This window comes from Neorhizobium lilium, assembly GCF_004053875.1.
Lineage (GTDB): Bacteria > Pseudomonadota > Alphaproteobacteria > Rhizobiales > Rhizobiaceae > Neorhizobium > Neorhizobium lilii.
The window spans coordinates 896,703-911,622 of the sequence record NZ_SBIP01000001.1; the positions used below are offsets into that span (position 1 = coordinate 896,703).

General features: G+C 58.6%; 13 protein-coding genes. 3 read left to right on the plus strand and 10 right to left on the minus strand.

From position 1 onward, the window contains the following. Positions 1 to 106: 106 nt before the first annotated feature. The 10 genes from EPK99_RS04120 to tssH form a co-directional block, all read right to left on the minus strand. On the minus strand, positions 107 to 547 hold the full coding sequence (locus EPK99_RS04120) for a hypothetical protein (protein ID WP_128441337.1): 441 nt from the start codon (positions 545 to 547) through the stop codon (positions 107 to 109). A 159-nt stretch (positions 548 to 706) separates the two neighbouring features. Further along, positions 707 to 964 (minus strand): hypothetical protein, encoded by a 258-nt coding sequence (locus tag EPK99_RS04125; RefSeq protein WP_128441339.1) that lies wholly within the window; start codon positions 962 to 964, stop codon positions 707 to 709. 111 nt (positions 965 to 1,075) lie between these two features. Further along, positions 1,076 to 1,525: a hypothetical protein gene (locus EPK99_RS04130; protein ID WP_128441342.1), complete on the minus strand. Its 450-nt coding sequence runs from the start codon at positions 1,523 to 1,525 to the stop codon at positions 1,076 to 1,078. 118 nt (positions 1,526 to 1,643) lie between these two features. Beyond that, the gene (locus EPK99_RS04135; protein ID WP_128441344.1) at positions 1,644 to 2,318 is read right to left on the minus strand and encodes a GAD-like domain-containing protein; all 675 of its coding nucleotides are present in this window, start codon (positions 2,316 to 2,318) and stop codon (positions 1,644 to 1,646) included. Positions 2,319 to 2,325: 7 nt separating this feature from the next. Beyond that, the gene (locus EPK99_RS04140) at positions 2,326 to 4,017 is read right to left on the minus strand and encodes a PAAR-like domain-containing protein (RefSeq protein ID WP_128441346.1); all 1,692 of its coding nucleotides are present in this window, start codon (positions 4,015 to 4,017) and stop codon (positions 2,326 to 2,328) included. Next, a complete protein-coding gene (locus EPK99_RS04145; RefSeq protein WP_128441349.1) occupies positions 4,010 to 5,086 on the minus strand; it encodes a DUF2169 family type VI secretion system accessory protein in 1,077 nt (358 codons plus the stop codon). Before EPK99_RS04145 ends, EPK99_RS04140 begins: the two co-directional genes overlap by 8 nt. 7 nt (positions 5,087 to 5,093) lie before the next feature. Then, positions 5,094 to 7,418: a type VI secretion system tip protein TssI/VgrG gene (gene tssI, locus EPK99_RS04150; protein WP_128441351.1), complete on the minus strand. Its 2,325-nt coding sequence runs from the start codon at positions 7,416 to 7,418 to the stop codon at positions 5,094 to 5,096. 13 nt (positions 7,419 to 7,431) lie between these two features. After that, positions 7,432 to 8,025, minus strand: a complete 594-nt coding sequence (locus tag EPK99_RS04155) for a hypothetical protein (protein WP_128441353.1) — start codon at positions 8,023 to 8,025, stop codon at positions 7,432 to 7,434. Between the two features lie 75 nt (positions 8,026 to 8,100). After that, a complete protein-coding gene (locus tag EPK99_RS04160) occupies positions 8,101 to 8,577 on the minus strand; it encodes an Hcp family type VI secretion system effector (RefSeq protein WP_128441355.1) in 477 nt (158 codons plus the stop codon). A gap of 31 nt (positions 8,578 to 8,608) precedes the next feature. Beyond that, on the minus strand, positions 8,609 to 11,398 hold the full coding sequence (tssH, locus tag EPK99_RS04165) for a type VI secretion system ATPase TssH (protein WP_205909043.1): 2,790 nt from the start codon (positions 11,396 to 11,398) through the stop codon (positions 8,609 to 8,611). A gap of 288 nt (positions 11,399 to 11,686) precedes the next feature. Between tssH and tssA the strand changes: the two genes are divergently transcribed. From tssA to tssC, 3 genes are all read left to right on the plus strand, one after another. After that, on the plus strand, positions 11,687 to 12,697 hold the full coding sequence (tssA, locus tag EPK99_RS04170) for a type VI secretion system protein TssA (RefSeq protein WP_245455640.1): 1,011 nt from the start codon (positions 11,687 to 11,689) through the stop codon (positions 12,695 to 12,697). An 87-nt stretch (positions 12,698 to 12,784) separates the two neighbouring features. Beyond that, a complete protein-coding gene (gene tssB, locus EPK99_RS04175; protein ID WP_128441359.1) occupies positions 12,785 to 13,321 on the plus strand; it encodes a type VI secretion system contractile sheath small subunit in 537 nt (178 codons plus the stop codon). A 115-nt stretch (positions 13,322 to 13,436) separates the two neighbouring features. Further along, positions 13,437 to 14,918, plus strand: a complete 1,482-nt coding sequence (gene tssC / locus EPK99_RS04180; RefSeq protein ID WP_128441361.1) for a type VI secretion system contractile sheath large subunit — start codon at positions 13,437 to 13,439, stop codon at positions 14,916 to 14,918. Positions 14,919 to 14,920 lie beyond the last annotated feature (2 nt).

A 14,920-nucleotide genomic window follows, 5' to 3' on the forward strand; every position in this document is an offset into this window, starting at 1 on the left:
GACGAGGAAGCCGCGAACGCTACCATAGCTGTCGCGATATCCGACGCCCCTCCATAGGGAATAAAAACCCATGCCATCCGCCGACCGCTGCTGTCTGCGTCCCCGATCAGAGGAACGTCAATTCCTTGAACCTTCCGATCCGATCGTCCCAGAGGCCCTGGCTGAAAGCTGTTACTGAGTGATCGCCACATGCGCCCTCATCAAGTCGACCGGACGTGATGCCGATATCCTTGAACAGCAGTGTTCCCACATTCCATCGCGCGCCGCCGTTTTCCTGTTCCAGGAACTGGAGGATCGTCAGTCCCGGCTCGTCGAAAATCCGTCGGCCGCGAAATGTCACGTTCTCCACATCGTGAGATGCCTCGATCTCGGTCACGACGTTGTTTTCGTAGGACACGATCGGCAGCTCTACCGCGCGGTACTCGCGCAGATATCCGTCGTCGTCATCGGCGGATTCGGGCGGGCCGATGATCGCTTTGACCTCGGCCGGCGATAATCCGAGACGGATTGGTCCCATGCCGATAAAGGGTGTGATTTCCCATTCCATCGTCTGTTACGGCCTCTTTCCAATTAAGTCCCGCAGTCATCGAATGTCGTTACGAAAAGCTGATACTCTCGAAGTCGTCCATTTTTTCGTCCCATAGTCCAGCTGCAAAAGCGGTCACTGAATGGCCGGTGCGGGGACCTTCATCCAGACGGCCGGTGGTCAGCCCGAGCTTATCGAAAAGGATAATGCCGACAGAGATTGTTGTCCCGCCATTGAGTTCCTCCAGATAGCGAAGAAATGCGGTTCCGTCTGTCTGGAAAACATCGATTTTTGGAACGTGACGGATTCCAAGTCGTAGAATGCTTCGATTTCTTTAACCCGGTTGTCCTTATAGCGCACGATCGGCGCTTTGGTGCGGCGAAACTCGTTGAAGCTGCCTGGCCGCAGGCCGCGCTTCGATCGGTCGGGCGCCCACATGTGCAGCTACCTCCTCCGGTGTCATCCCAAACCGGACAGGCCCCATCCCCTCGAAGGAAAGGATTTCCCACTCCATACTCGCCTCAGCCTCACTGCGACCGAACCACAAAACTACAGGAAGCTGCTTGCCTGCATCGTCGGCCTTTTCTCGATCCAAGGGTGATTGTGGCCAAAGAGTGTGATCGCCTTCTGCTCCGGCATCTCGTCATGGAAACCCGTCAATGCCAGGCCCAAGCCGAAAAAAATGATGAAGCCGTTGGACTCTCGCACGTTTAGATCATCCTGCTCCAATTGCCGCAAGACCTCGTCTTCCGGCATGGCAAAGAGATCCATGCCCCTGTATTCGAATGGCTCGGAAACGTCCGGCAGCAGATTCATCTCGATAAGTTCGCCATCGGCGAACACGAAAGCGGGCATTGACATGCTGTATTCCAGCCTTGTCTTGCCCGTATATGTCCGCTTGACCTTTTGGGGTTCGCCCAGAACCCTCTCGACCTCCTCGCGATCTTGTCGAAAACGAATATCCGATAACCCTTTGTAGGGGGTGAAAACCCACGCCATTCGCCAATCCTTCCGTGCTGATATACCCATCAAGACATGTCAAATCGGTTCGACATTTCAATCGCGGGCGGGACAACGTCGTGCTGGCAGGTACCGCTGGACAAGGCGGTAGACGCGTTCAGCCAATGGGACGCACCGGCACGATGTCGCTCGGCGTGATCTTCATCAAAGCGAACTCGTCGAGCTGGGCCAGAATGCTGAAATGTTCGAGCGCCGACAGGCGTTTGATGTTTTCAACGCGTTGAAGCGGACCAAACGCGCCGGAAATCGCAAGCGCCGGCACGAAGCCGAAACACTCGCCTTTCTTCAGCGGTCCGTAGGCCGCCACGCATCGATCGAACATCGGCTCACCATCGGCGTCGAGAAAATCGCAATCCTCTCGGTCAGGCACCATGCCGCTTGCCACATGGTCGGCAGAAGCAGTCTGCTGCCATCCAGGCATGGTGAGAGGTGGGCAGTATACGGCGCCCAGCGGAAGCTCGACATCAACTTCAAAATATTTCGGTGACCAACACCGCAGGTTACCGAAGGCAGTGTAGCCCACGACATGGCATTCGTCGTGGCGGAAATTCGGATCCGCCTTGAAGACAAGCGCCAGCACACTCCTGAATTCATCCGGATCGCAGAGCTGGAACATGCCGCCATGGAAAGATGGAAAGCCGTATTCCGAGATGAACTCGACCAGGGATGCGGGATAGATGGTCGACAAGCGGGCAATCACGGCAGCAGTCGGCTTCTCCTCGACCGACACAGGCTGGTACTTTTCTAGGTAGTATCTGAAATTATCGTGCATCGCAGGCCTATTCGCAAAGTTTCAGTTCGACATTCATCTTCTCCAGCGCCGTGCCGTTGCGCCGCATGTTTTCGGCTTCCTTCCTCAAAGAAGCCGCTCGACCTTTTTGGGTCCACTGGTTCCCAATATAGGAGTTCACTTCAGAATCGCCCAAAATCGGATTACCCTTCGCATCTGTGGAAAAAACCGATGGATTGCCGCCAGCAACCATGTCCAAAAAGTGTGTAGCCGCCTGCCCTTCGACCGCATCGGCAATTTCGGATTCTGTCTTACCTTGTTGACGCAGGTATTGCTTATAAAGATTTCGATGCTTGGTCTGCTGGTACGACTGCCGAAGTGCACCGGTCCCACCGGCCTTTTCCAACACCCAATGCGCATAGGCCATGTCGTCGGCCGTCATCTTAGAATTGATATAATCCATTTGCTCGTCAAGCTGCCGCTTGTATTCGCCGGCCTTGACCTTGAGATTGTCAGGTAGGTCGAAGCATTCCACATGGAAGCGTCGAGTGACGCGTCCGCCGCCGCTGCCGTCGACATTCTCACTGGCGTTTTCAGCTTTCTTCGCATCCCTTACATGCTCGGCCTCGCGGGCGATCTTGCCGATATCGCCAGCCTCTTCGAGGCCCTCCCCAACCTCTTTCAGCATTTTCAGCTTCTTGCCGGGACTGATCACGCCGGCGAGGACACCCGTCCCGGCCCCGAGAGCTCCGGATATGCCGTGCTTGTCGTAACCCTTCTCGACGCTTTCGGCGGCTCCCTTGACACCATCCACGACATAATCCTTGGCAGCCTGAGCGCTGCCGAGTGGATCGTTGATCACCTTTCCGCCGACATCGACGACGCCACGGCCGATATTCTGTGTTCCTTCCCAGATTTCCGAACCGGTCGGCAGGCTGTTATAGAGACCCTTGGCATCCTCTAACATGGACGCTTCGCCGCTATACCATTGGCCGATCTTGTTGACAGCCCCGTCCACGAAGGATGCTTCGTCGGACGTTGCCTTCATGCCAGACCAGAAATGGCCCACCTGCTCCTTGGCACCGTCGAAAAAGGATTTGTTTTGTTCCTCTTTCCCGTCTGGTGCCTTCTGCGTCTCGGTCGACTGGACGTAGCAATATTCTCCCTCGGTATTGCCCTTGTTCAATGTGCAGCGATCCGCGTGACGCTGGATCGGCACGCCGTTGGCACGCACAATCGGCGACGAGGTCACGGGCTCCACGACATCACCGACCGTGCCGGATTTGATCCCGACCCTGCCTGGCTGGTCACCGAACGTCTGGGTGAATTTCGAATCGTGCCGTTTGATGATCTCGCCGTTGGCTCGCACGTTCGGGGAATAATTGTGGTCGTTATCCGCCGTACCGTAGACCGAATAGGGTACGGGCTTATCTGGAGAAAGGCAGACATCCGGAGAAAGGCAGACGGCGATCGCCTTCTTGTTGTCAGGTATGATTTCCGGCGGCGCAGGATCGGGTGCCGCAGGGCGTGGCTTGGGTTTGGCCTCACGGGTGTAGGGAGCGGCGATGCGATCGGCTTCCGCCCATTCCTGTTTCGCTGCATTAGGATCGGAGCTGTAAAATGCATCGCCCCTGGCGAGCGCGGCATTATAGGAATCGAGCACGCCCGGCGGCATGGAAGCCGTATCGACGATCTTGCCGCCGCCGACGATCTCCACGACCAAGGGCTGATCATCAGACATGGTCACGGACCTTTGTGGATGCGCTTGTGCTGACGACTATGAGCTTTGGAAGGCCGCGCCTTTTTGGCCAGGGGAAACCGATGCGCCACGTCAGAAATACCCGGCCGACGCCTGGCCGCATATCGAAATGCACTCCGTCGAGAACCATTGGGCCGCGCGACGGGCCATCGCCTTGGTCGATCTCGACCTGTAGCTGGATATTCGGTAGGGAACCCCGAAACATTTTCCGGCTTGGCAGGAGATGATCCAGTTCATAGGGTTCGTTGCCGTTCAGCCAGGGCGTTGCGATCAGGTCTGGATGCGCAGCCTGCCAAAAGGCAAACTTGAAATCCTTCGGAAGAAGCGGGTGCCGCTCGTTGAGCCAGGCCTCGTCATAAGTCCCCGCATGCGAAAGGCGGTCTTGCCAGAACGGCGACATCGGCCCGAGACCGGCCGGCGCCGGTCGATCTGTGACATTGCGAATAGGTTCATTCTCGTCTTCGATTTGTGGTGCAGGCCATTCCGGCCTCTCGCGAAAGAGGGCCTCGTCAACAAGGCCTGTTCCGATCGGATTGCGTTCGAATACTTCTCCGCCTTCGATCCTTCCTCCGAAGGCAAGACGCCAGTCTATAGGCACATGGGCGACAGGTTCGCCTTCTGTCAGCTCCCAGCCCTCAAGAAGATCTTCCTTGTCGCGATCGATCAAGCCGCGCCATGTCTTCCGGGTCTTGGCACGCCATAAACGCGGCCCGTGGACGCGCAGGCGTTTTTCCACCGGACCAACCTTCAGCCCGCATGTCCAGGATATTGCTTCGACGCCATCCGGCGCAAAGGCCGAGCCGATGAAGGTGACATCCGTATTCGGCTTGAACGGGGCAAGATCGGTACACGCTGTCTGAGGCGTCTGGTGCGGATCGCCCTTGTATGTATCCACCATCTCCAGCGGCCGCTGAATATCATCCAGAACCAAAGGGCCGCCGTTACTCAACTTGAATGTGCCGCGCGCGACAACCACGCCCAGAAGGTCGCCAGCCAAATTATATTGGCGGAAGGCAAGTGCCGGAAACGGTGTGCGATTATCGACAGACATCGGCGCCTCAGCCGCTTGCGGTGCTGTCGGAAGAACTTGGTTCCGCCTCGTCAAACCCTCCGCCGGGCTTGTTCAGATCAACGACAGTGCCATTGATCTGGGTCGGGCCAGATGCGGTGAAGTTGAAATGCGTCCCGAGAATGATCACCGTGCCGTCCTTGCGCATGATGAATTTTGAGGCACCGCACTCGATGACGAATTCCTCCCCGACAATCACCTTCTTAAACCTGCCGACTTTTTCCAATGAGGTTTGGCCCACATGCGTTACCTTGCTCACGCCGATCTGTTCGGTGCGGGCAATGCCAATCGTATCGGATTTGAACGATCCGACGATCGTGTTCATGATGCCGGGCATTGGAAACAGGTTGGATGCGGCGTCGCCGACACCGGAGCCGGAGCCTGCCAACGCCGTGCCTGCGTCAGCCCGCGGCGAAGGCCCTGACACAACGCCTTCGCGGCTGCCGAGCCCGCCGGCGCCGAGAAACCCCAGAGCCGACGACGCAATCGTGCCGGCAAAGGCAGCAAGGCCTGCGCCGCCGCCCGCGATCTGGCCGGCCTGCGACAGCAATCCTGCCGTTTGACCCGAAAGCGCCTGAACCGCGCCCATCAGCGCCTGCGCCATCGGCCCCGTGCCGCCGACTACCGTATTCACCGATCCACCGATCTCATGCTTCTGGTTGCCGGAGACTTCGACAGCCCGATTGCCGCCGACCGCAGCAACCTCGTGGCGATCGACCCGCTTGATGCGATCGTTTAACACTCGCGTGGTCTGGTCCTTCTGGGCGTGAAAGAACTGGTTCTCCCGTCCGGCCTCGTCCTCGAAGGTCATTTCGTTGAAGCCCTGACCCTTGTGAGTGTTGGAGCGCAGCACCATGCGGGTTTTATTGGCCGGAAGATCGTAGGGAACAGCGTTGGAAGGATTGTTGACCACTCCCGTCACCAGCGGCCGGTCGGGATCGCCGTCGACATAGGCGACCATCACTTCCATGCCGATGCGGGGAATGACCTGCGCTCCCCATGTGCCGCCGCCCCAAGCCTGGCTGACGCGCACCCAGCAGGTGTCTGAGCCGTCCTTCTTCGCCTTACGATCCCAAGGAAACCACAGTTTGATGCGGCCATACTGGTCGGGATGGATCTCCTCGCCGGCGGGACCCGCCACGATCGCCACCTGGGTGCCCTCGATGCGCGGCCGCTTCGTTTCCCGGTGCGGCGTCATCGGCACGCGTGAGGGTACAGCCTCGAACTCGTTGCGAAATTCCGGCTCGTTCGAGTTGGTCTCGTAGGAGCGATCGACGACGGTGTGCACTGCCTTGAGGATCACATGCTCTTCATAGACATGATCGGGATGCGCAACCTCATAAGGGGTGAAGCGCCGGCCGGCCTCCAGGATGCGCGAGGTAGAGGCGCCGAACACCCGGTCATGATCAGCTTCCGAGGCCTGCATGCGCAGCTTCTCGGCGCGTTCGGCTTCGGCAACGGAGGAAATGCGCGCCGGATATTCGTAAAGCTCGCGTTTGACCGCATCCGGCATCTGTACGAGCGATGGCGTCATCGTCCCCGGCACCATGCGCGGCGTTTCGAAGTTCCAGTCGGCGCCGGCCCGCTGCCCCGGCACATAGGAGAAGCGCCGGGCCCAGTCGTTGATATGATTGCGGTCGGAGGAGCCCTGCGCCAGGCGCACCCTGCCCTCCCCTTGCGACGAGGGCGATGGTCCAAGCCAGCCGGACGCACTGTCGGCCACGTGCAGCTTGTGCTTACCGTCCTCGTGGGAGAACCAGTAGAACAATCCGTCTTCCTCAAAGCGACGAGTGAGATAGGCGAGGTCGGTTTCGTTCCATTGAACCGAATAATGCTGTGCTGGCGGAGGAGCGACGACGCCGGATGTGTCGGGCGCCGGAATTCCATGCTCGGAAAACAGCGTCTCGACAATGTCGATCGACGTCTTGTCCATCCAGATGCGGCAGTCGGAGCGACGCGACAGAAGCCACATCTGCGGCCTCAGAACCATCGAGTAGGATCGCAGACCTCGGGTAATCGGCGGCCCTTCGTTGAGCTCCGTAACCAACCCGTTGAATGGCCGTCGGATGGCTGACCCCGCCTCCCCGTCGCCTTGCTGCACCTCGATGGAAACGTCCATCAGCCGTCCGATCAGTTGCTCCGGCTTGACGACGGGCTGCTTGGAGCGCGCCGAGAGATGGATCTCGAACAGCGATGAGACGCCCTCCTCGATCGTCACCCGCTCTGGCAGAAGCTGGTCGTCCCCCAGCGGCGAAACAATCTTGAGGATGCGGCTCGCCTGGATGAAGTCGGCAGCGGAGGAAGCATTATCCATAAATGAAGACCCTTCAGCCTACCGCCGCATCGGATGCTTCCAAAAAATGCTTTTGGAAATTGTCGATCAAAGTGCGGCGTTCGAAATAATGGAGAAGCTCCAGCCGGTTGGTGGCGCTGTTGAAATACGCCGCCGCGATAGGACGCTGGCCGGTTTTCTGCAGGAACGTAACCGCCGGATTTCCGTAGAGCAGGCGGGTTGGTGCCGGATCCTCGCCATACATGCGAAGAAAGGGCAGCGTCGCGGAAGCCCTGTAGTGCTCCAGCGCCTTGGCGGTGAAGATGTTCTTTTTCCCGAGATAACGATGGAGCACGCCGTGCTTGCCGTTCGAGCGTGTCGTCAACTGCGTTCCGGGCTCGAAGATTTCCGACAGCATTTCGCGCACGCCAGGCGAACCTTGCAATTTCCGGCCCTTGAAATATACGTCTTGGCCAATCGTCAGCGTATAGATGCTGCGCAGCACTTGTAGATGGCTGGTGCCTATCACCTTGATGCCCTTGATCTTGGTACTCGGCGCAACCATGCCGAAGACACTCTCGTCAAAGACTTCCTCGATGATGAGGTTGTAGTTCGTCAGTTTGACATTTTCGATATCCGGTGCGCTCATGGAAATGATCTCCTCGAAACCGGGCAACGTTAAGTAACTGGGCGCCGATGTGACTCGGCGCCCGTTTTGTCAGATTTAGGCTGCCTTGGTGGTCGCGAGGTCGTAGGACGCGATCATCGGCGACTGCGGCGCCTGGTTTTCGTCGAACGGCGTGTATTTCACTTCCAGCTTGGTGAAGTTGAGCTTCACGGTTTCAACCGGCCGGTCGCCGCTCGAATCGATCGAATAGCTGGCGATAAGCGTGTTCGTCAGCGTATATTCGATATAAGTCTCGCCCGGATTGCCGGTGGTCACCAAATGGATGACCGTGCGCTTGCCGGTGCGGCCCGAGCACGCTTCCTGGAAAATTTTGGTCGACGAAGAGTCGCTGACCTTGGTGAGGATGACTTCCGAAACAGTCGGCTCGGAAGCTTCACGATTTGCCGCGGAACCGGCAGATGTGTTCATGTTGCGGGAGACATTCCAATGAATGGATTCGATATCCATCCATTTGCGATGCTGCTCGTGGGTTGCGTCACCCTGAATACCGTCAATCTGCAGATAAATCGGCATGCTATCAGCTCTCCTGTAAGCTATTGATTCCCTAGTTGCGTCTAAGGCCGTTGTGCCTTTCGTCCTGCTGATCCCCGGGCAGGCTTGCGGCGCGGGGTTCGTCATCCGCCAGCCCAGTTTCCCGAGGCATGTCGAATTGCGGTCCGGCCGCGGCGGTTTCGGACTGGATGCCGAACCGAAGGCCGTCGTAATTGATGGAAATCGCTTTGACCCTTCGTCCCTCCGCAACTGCGTCGAGGAGGAAAGTTGACAGAACGGGTAAGAGGTCGCGGGCAATCATGACCTCGATCGCCCTTGCGCCGAGATCACTCGTCCTAGCGCGTGACACCAGTGCCTCACGGGCTTCCGGCAACAGCGCCAGCGACGTGCCATAGGCCGATCCGACCCGCTCGCGGATACGTCCGATCTGGATATCGACGATGCCGGACAGCGTCTCGCGGCCAAGCGGCATGAAGGGCAGAACGGTGGTGCGGCCGATGAAGGCTGGCTTGAAATGTTTCTGCAATTCCGGCAGCAACAGTTGTTCGAGCGCTTCGCCTTCCGGCATCGTATCCGGATCGGCAGCAAGTGCCGACAACAGCTCGGAGCCGGTATTGGCGGTCATGAAAATGGTCGTGTTCTTGAAATCGATGTCGCGGCCTTCGCCGTCGCGCAACGTTCCTTTATCGAACACCTGGTAGAAGATTTCTTGGACACCGGGATGCGCCTTGTCGATCTCATCGAGTAGCAGTACCCCATAGGGTCGCCGCCGCACCGCTTCGGTCAGCACGCCGCCCTCACCGTAACCAACATAACCAGGCGGCGAGCCGAGAAGCATCGAGATCTTATGCTCCTCCTTGAACTCCGACATGTTGATCGTGGTGAGATGCTGGCTGCCGCCATAGAGCATGTCAGCCAGCGACAGCGCCGTTTCCGTTTTGCCGGTACCGGACATGCCGACTAGCAGGAATACCGCCGGCGGACGACGCGGATCGGAAAGGCCGGCTCGGGCGGCCCGCATCGCCGAGGAAATCCGCTCGATCGCCAGATCCTGTCCGAGCACGCGTTCTTTCAGGCGCACGTCGAGCGTCTTCACGGTCTCGACCTGGTCTGACAGCAGCTTGCCGACCGGTATGCCGGTCCAGCGGGCGACGATCGCCGCCACCACGTCCTTGTCGACGACGCGGGGCACGAGCGGTGTTTCTCCGGCGAGGGCTGAAAGGCTTCGTTCGGTCGTCGCAAAGGCGGCTCGGGCGGCCTCCGGCGTCATGGATTGCGGCGGGAAAGGTGCAACATTCGTGCCATCGCCCGAAGGCTCTGCGGATGCCAGCGGCAGGACCGTCGTCTGATCCGCGAAAAACTCCTCAAGTCGGTCGGCTTCCCTTGCGAGCCGCATCTCTTCTTCGAATTTTGACCGCAGCGTTGCGATCTCCGCGACGATCATGCCGCGCTCGGAGGCAATCTCGATCAACCGCGCTGCCGATTCAGGTGTTTCCGGCTCCGCGATCAGCCAGTTGGACTCTGTTTCCAGCAAATAATCTTCATTGGAGAGAAGTTTAAGCGCCTCCGGCGTGGTTTGCCGGGCGAGCGCCACGGCCGCCGCAGCGGTGTCGATGAGACTGATTGCCTTATCCGGAAGCTGTCGAGCCGGCAGGTAGCGGGCGGAAAGCCGGACCGCGGCAATGATCGCCTCGTCGCGGATCCGGACCTGATGATGGACCTTCAGTGCTTCCGCGACCCCGCGCACCATGCGCACTGCGGTTTCCTCGTCCGGTTCCTGCACAAGCACGGTCTGGAACCGGCGCGTCAGTGCAGCGTCCTTTTCAATAAAACGCTTGTACTCGCTCCAGGTGGTGGCGGCGATTGTGCGTAGCTCTCCGCGCGCCAGCGCAGGCTTCAGAATATTGGCGGCGTCGCCTTGACCTGCCTGGCCGCCGGCGCCAATCAGCCCGTGCGCCTCGTCGATGAACAGGATGATCGGCTCAACAGAGGTCTTCACTGCATCGACGACGCCGTGAAGGCGTCGCTCGAATTCGCCCTTGACGCCCGCACCCGCCTGCAAGAGGGTGAGATCAAGCAGCAGCAACTTCACGTCCTTGAGGCGGTCGGGTACGTTGCCGCCCGCAATTTCCAGGGCCAACGCCTCCGCCACTGCGGTCTTGCCGACGCCGGCTTCGCCCACCAAGATAGGATTGTTCTGCCGACGGCGCATCAGGATATCGATGATCTGTCGGAGCTCGCGATCGCGACCTATTACCGGATCGATCCGTCCGGCACGGGCATCATCAGTCATGTCGCGCGTATAGAGCCGCAGAAATTCATTTTCCTGTGCCGAGGATGCCGGCCTTGCGAACGCAGGCTCTGCACCGCCGTCACTATCGCCGCCCGCCGCTTCTTCAAGCATGCCGTCGAGGCGTACCCGGTCGAGTCTCAGCAGCGATGGTGCAACGCCACGCGCAATGGGGCGCAAGGCCTGGTCGCTCGTCAACACATTAAGCAGGTCGGCCAGAACGACGCTATTACGGCCGTACTGGAGCGATGCACCCAGCCATGCTTCACGGGCCAGGGACAAGAGGTTCTGCGAAAGGACAAGAGAGGCTCCATCCTCCCGGCGGATATCAGAAATCGTCGCGTCCAGCTCTGTTCGCAGTGCTTCGGAGGACACTCTCAGCTGTTCGAAAACTGCCGAGAATTGTGCGATGTCAAGAAGCGAGCGTAGCCAGTGGGCAACATCGACGACGGAGTGACTATGACGTGCAGCCAGCGATGCGGCTGTCTCAAGACCGACACGTAAATCGGGCTCAAGCGCTCTGATCATGCGATTTAGATCAATCGGCGACATCCGGCAGTTCCTGTCTTTACGTCGAAATTCAGTATGCTTTCGTGATGCCAGGAGACAACTAGGGCGGTCATTCACCCTTGTCCAGAAAAAAAACTGCTCTATTTCAAAATCCGTGGGTCACGACAGTTGTCATAAATCTGTTACATTCTTTGCGAGGTTGACAAGGCAGTATAGGGACCGCAGGATGATGAACCGCGAACTTAATCTCTTAAATTCGGAGTTTATGACAGCGTGAATTTTCGACAAATCATAGATCCACTAGGAATAAATGGCCCGTGCGGAGAAAACGTGCGAACCAATACTGTATCGCGGGAAATATACTATAGAATTAAGGACGCAAGAAGCGCAGCTAGGACGGCGGAGCGCGGTGTAAATCCGGGTGAAGCTATTGTGATTTCATCTGCCTGGCAGGACGTAAGCAATCTTGGATTGCAGATTCTTTCTTCCCATAGCAAGGATATCGAAGTATTAGCCTGGCTTGCCGAAGCCCAATTACGGCTCCGCGGCTTCGAGGGCCTGCGCGACGTGTACCAAGCTATCGCGTCGCTTTTAGACAACTATTTTGATGCGCTCCATTCGATCGGCGACGAAGATTTCGAGGAGCGTTTTGCGCCTTTAGCAGGTCTCAACGGTATAGGCGGCGAAGGCACAATCATTCAGGCCATCCGTCTGACTTCATTAGTTCCAGACGGCAAGTTCGCGCGGTTTTCGCTTTGGGATTTCCAGCTCTCACAACGCCTAAACGAAGCCGACCGGCGCGAAGATCTGCAGCAAGCGGCGAATGCAGCCGGTGTCGCACGCATGACAGACCACCTCAGGGTCGTCACGGAATGCATCGCCGCTTTCGATGGTTTGGTCGCAATTCTAGATGCGCGTTGCGGCGATCAGGCGCCACCAAGCTCCAATACGCGCAATGTTCTGCAAGAAGCCGCTTCGGCAATTCGCGTGCTGGCGGGCATCGAGACGCCTGTTGGCACACCGGAGCCTCCGGTATCGGACACGCCGGATTCCGGTTCTGCGGAAACGGTTGCGGGCGAGGAAGACGCTGTCCGGACGCGTCCGGTCACCGCCGACACCATCCGATCCCGCGAAGAGGCATTCGAGCTTCTGGTCGCCGTCGCGCGCTATTTCCGTCGCGCTGAGCCCCATTCACCGATTTCCATGTCGATCGAAACGCTAGTGCGCCGCGGTCGCATGGATTTTTCCGAACTTCTAGCCGAACTCCTGCCGGAACAGCAGACGCGCAACGCGGTGCTGACGGCGGCGGGAATTCAGCCTCATGGCGAACAGCGAGGTTAGAGGCGCCTGACCCAGGCGGGCATGGCCCGACAGGTATCTGCAACAGTCCGAATTCGTAATCTGCCGATGGCATGAAGGAGAATCCCGATGGCAAGTGTGCATGAGAAACTGGAAAGAGTGCGCAAGCCGCGCGTCCACATCAAATACGAAGTGGAAACCGAAGGCGCCATGGTGGTGAAGGAGCTGCCCTTCGTCGTCGGCGTGCTCGGCGACTTTTCCGGCAATCCGACCCAGCCCCTGAAGCCGTTCGGCGAGCGCAAGTTCGTCCAGATCGACCGCGACAATTTCGACGATGTCATGCGTCGCATGACGCCGGGGCTGACCATCTCCGTCGAAAACACGCTGCAGAACGACGGAACAGAGCTTCCCGTGTCCTTGAAATTCGAGGGCATGGACGATTTTGAGCCGGGCTCGATCGTCAACCAGGTGCCGGCTTTGAAGGCACTGCTGGAAGCGCGCAACGAACTGCGTGACCTGATGAGCAAGGCGGATCGCTCGGAAGAACTCGAGCGGCTGCTGGAGGACATTCTCCAGAACAAGGCCGACCTGTCGCAGCTGGTGGCGCAGCTTGGCAGCCAGAAGACCCCCGCCGGCAAGTCCGACAAGGACGACACCGCCAACTGAGTGCCTGCATGTAAGCGCGGACAAACACCCGCGCTTGGAATTCCTGACCATCTGTTTTTTGAGCAATGGGAAAGGCCCCTCCTTCCCGCTTTGCTCCTCGGAAAAGGACCAAGACATGAGCGCCGACACGCAAGTGCAAAAGAATGAAGAGGTCGTTCTCGCGCCCGACCAGAACCTGCTTTCTAAAGTCGTTTCTGCGACGCGTCAGACAGAGCCCAATCGCGCCCAGGATCTACTGCGCACCCTAACGGACCAGGCTTTGAAGGGCACGGTCACCTATGATCGCAACCTGACAATCACGCTGAACAATGCGATCGCCGAAATCGACAAGACGATTTCCCGCCAGCTGGCGGCAATCATGCAGGCGCCGGAATTCGTCAAGCTGGAAGGCACTTGGCGCGGCCTCAATTATCTCGTCAAGAATACCGAGACCAGTATCAACCTTAAAATCCGCGTGCTGAACGCCTCCAAACGCGACGTGTCCAAGGATTTGGCAAAAGCCGTTGAGTTTGACCAGTCGCGCCTCTTCAAATCGATCTACGAAGACGAGTTCGGCACGCCCGGCGGCGAACCGATGGGTGCGCTGATCGGCGACTACGAGTTCGATAATTCCTTCGAGGACGTGCAGCTCCTTCAGGGCGTCTCGATGATCGCGGCGGCCGCCTTCGCGCCGTTTATTTCCGCGGCCAGTCCCCGCATGTTTGGCTTCGACGACTACCGGGAGCTTGCCAAGCCGCGCGATCTCGAAAAGATCTTCGAGACGGCGGAATATGCGAAGTGGCGCAGCCTGCGCGACAGCGACGATTCCCGCTTCGTCACGCTGGCTATGCCGCGGGTTCTGTCGCGCATGCCTTACGGCCCGACGACCAACCCGATTGACGAATTCAACTACGACGAGACCGGGGGGTCGAAGAACGGCGAACTGAATCATGAATCCTATTGCTGGATGAATGCCGCCTACGTGATGGGGACCCGCCTCACCGATGCCTTTGCCAGGAGCGGCTGGTGCACGGCCATCCGCGGCGCCGAGAATGGCGGCAAGGTCGAAGGCCTTCCCATGCATATCTTCTCGAGCGACGACGGCGATCTGGACGTCAAATGCCCAACCGAGGTGGGCATTACCGATCGCCGCGACGCGGAACTCGGCAAGCTCGGCTTCCTGCCACTTTGCCATTACAAGAACACGGACTATGCAGTCTTCTTCGGAGCCCAAACGGCTCATAAGCCGAAACTCTACGATCGGCCGGAAGCCACGGCAAATGCTGCAGTCTCGGCACGCCTGCCCTATATGATGGCGACCTCGCGCTTTGCACATTACCTGAAGGTGATGGGCCGCGACAAGATCGGCTCGTTCATGGAAGCCGAGGATTGCGAGGCCTGGCTCAATCGCTGGATCTCCAACTACGTCAATGCCAACGACCAGGCGGGTGAGGAATCGCGGGCAAAATATCCGCTGCGCGACGCCAAGGTCACAGTGCAGGAAATCCCAGGCAAACCCGGCGCCTACAATGCGGTGGCGTGGATGCGCCCCTGGCTGCAGATGGAAGAATTGACCGCCTCGCTGCGCATGGTCGCCCGAATTCCATCCAAGTCATGATC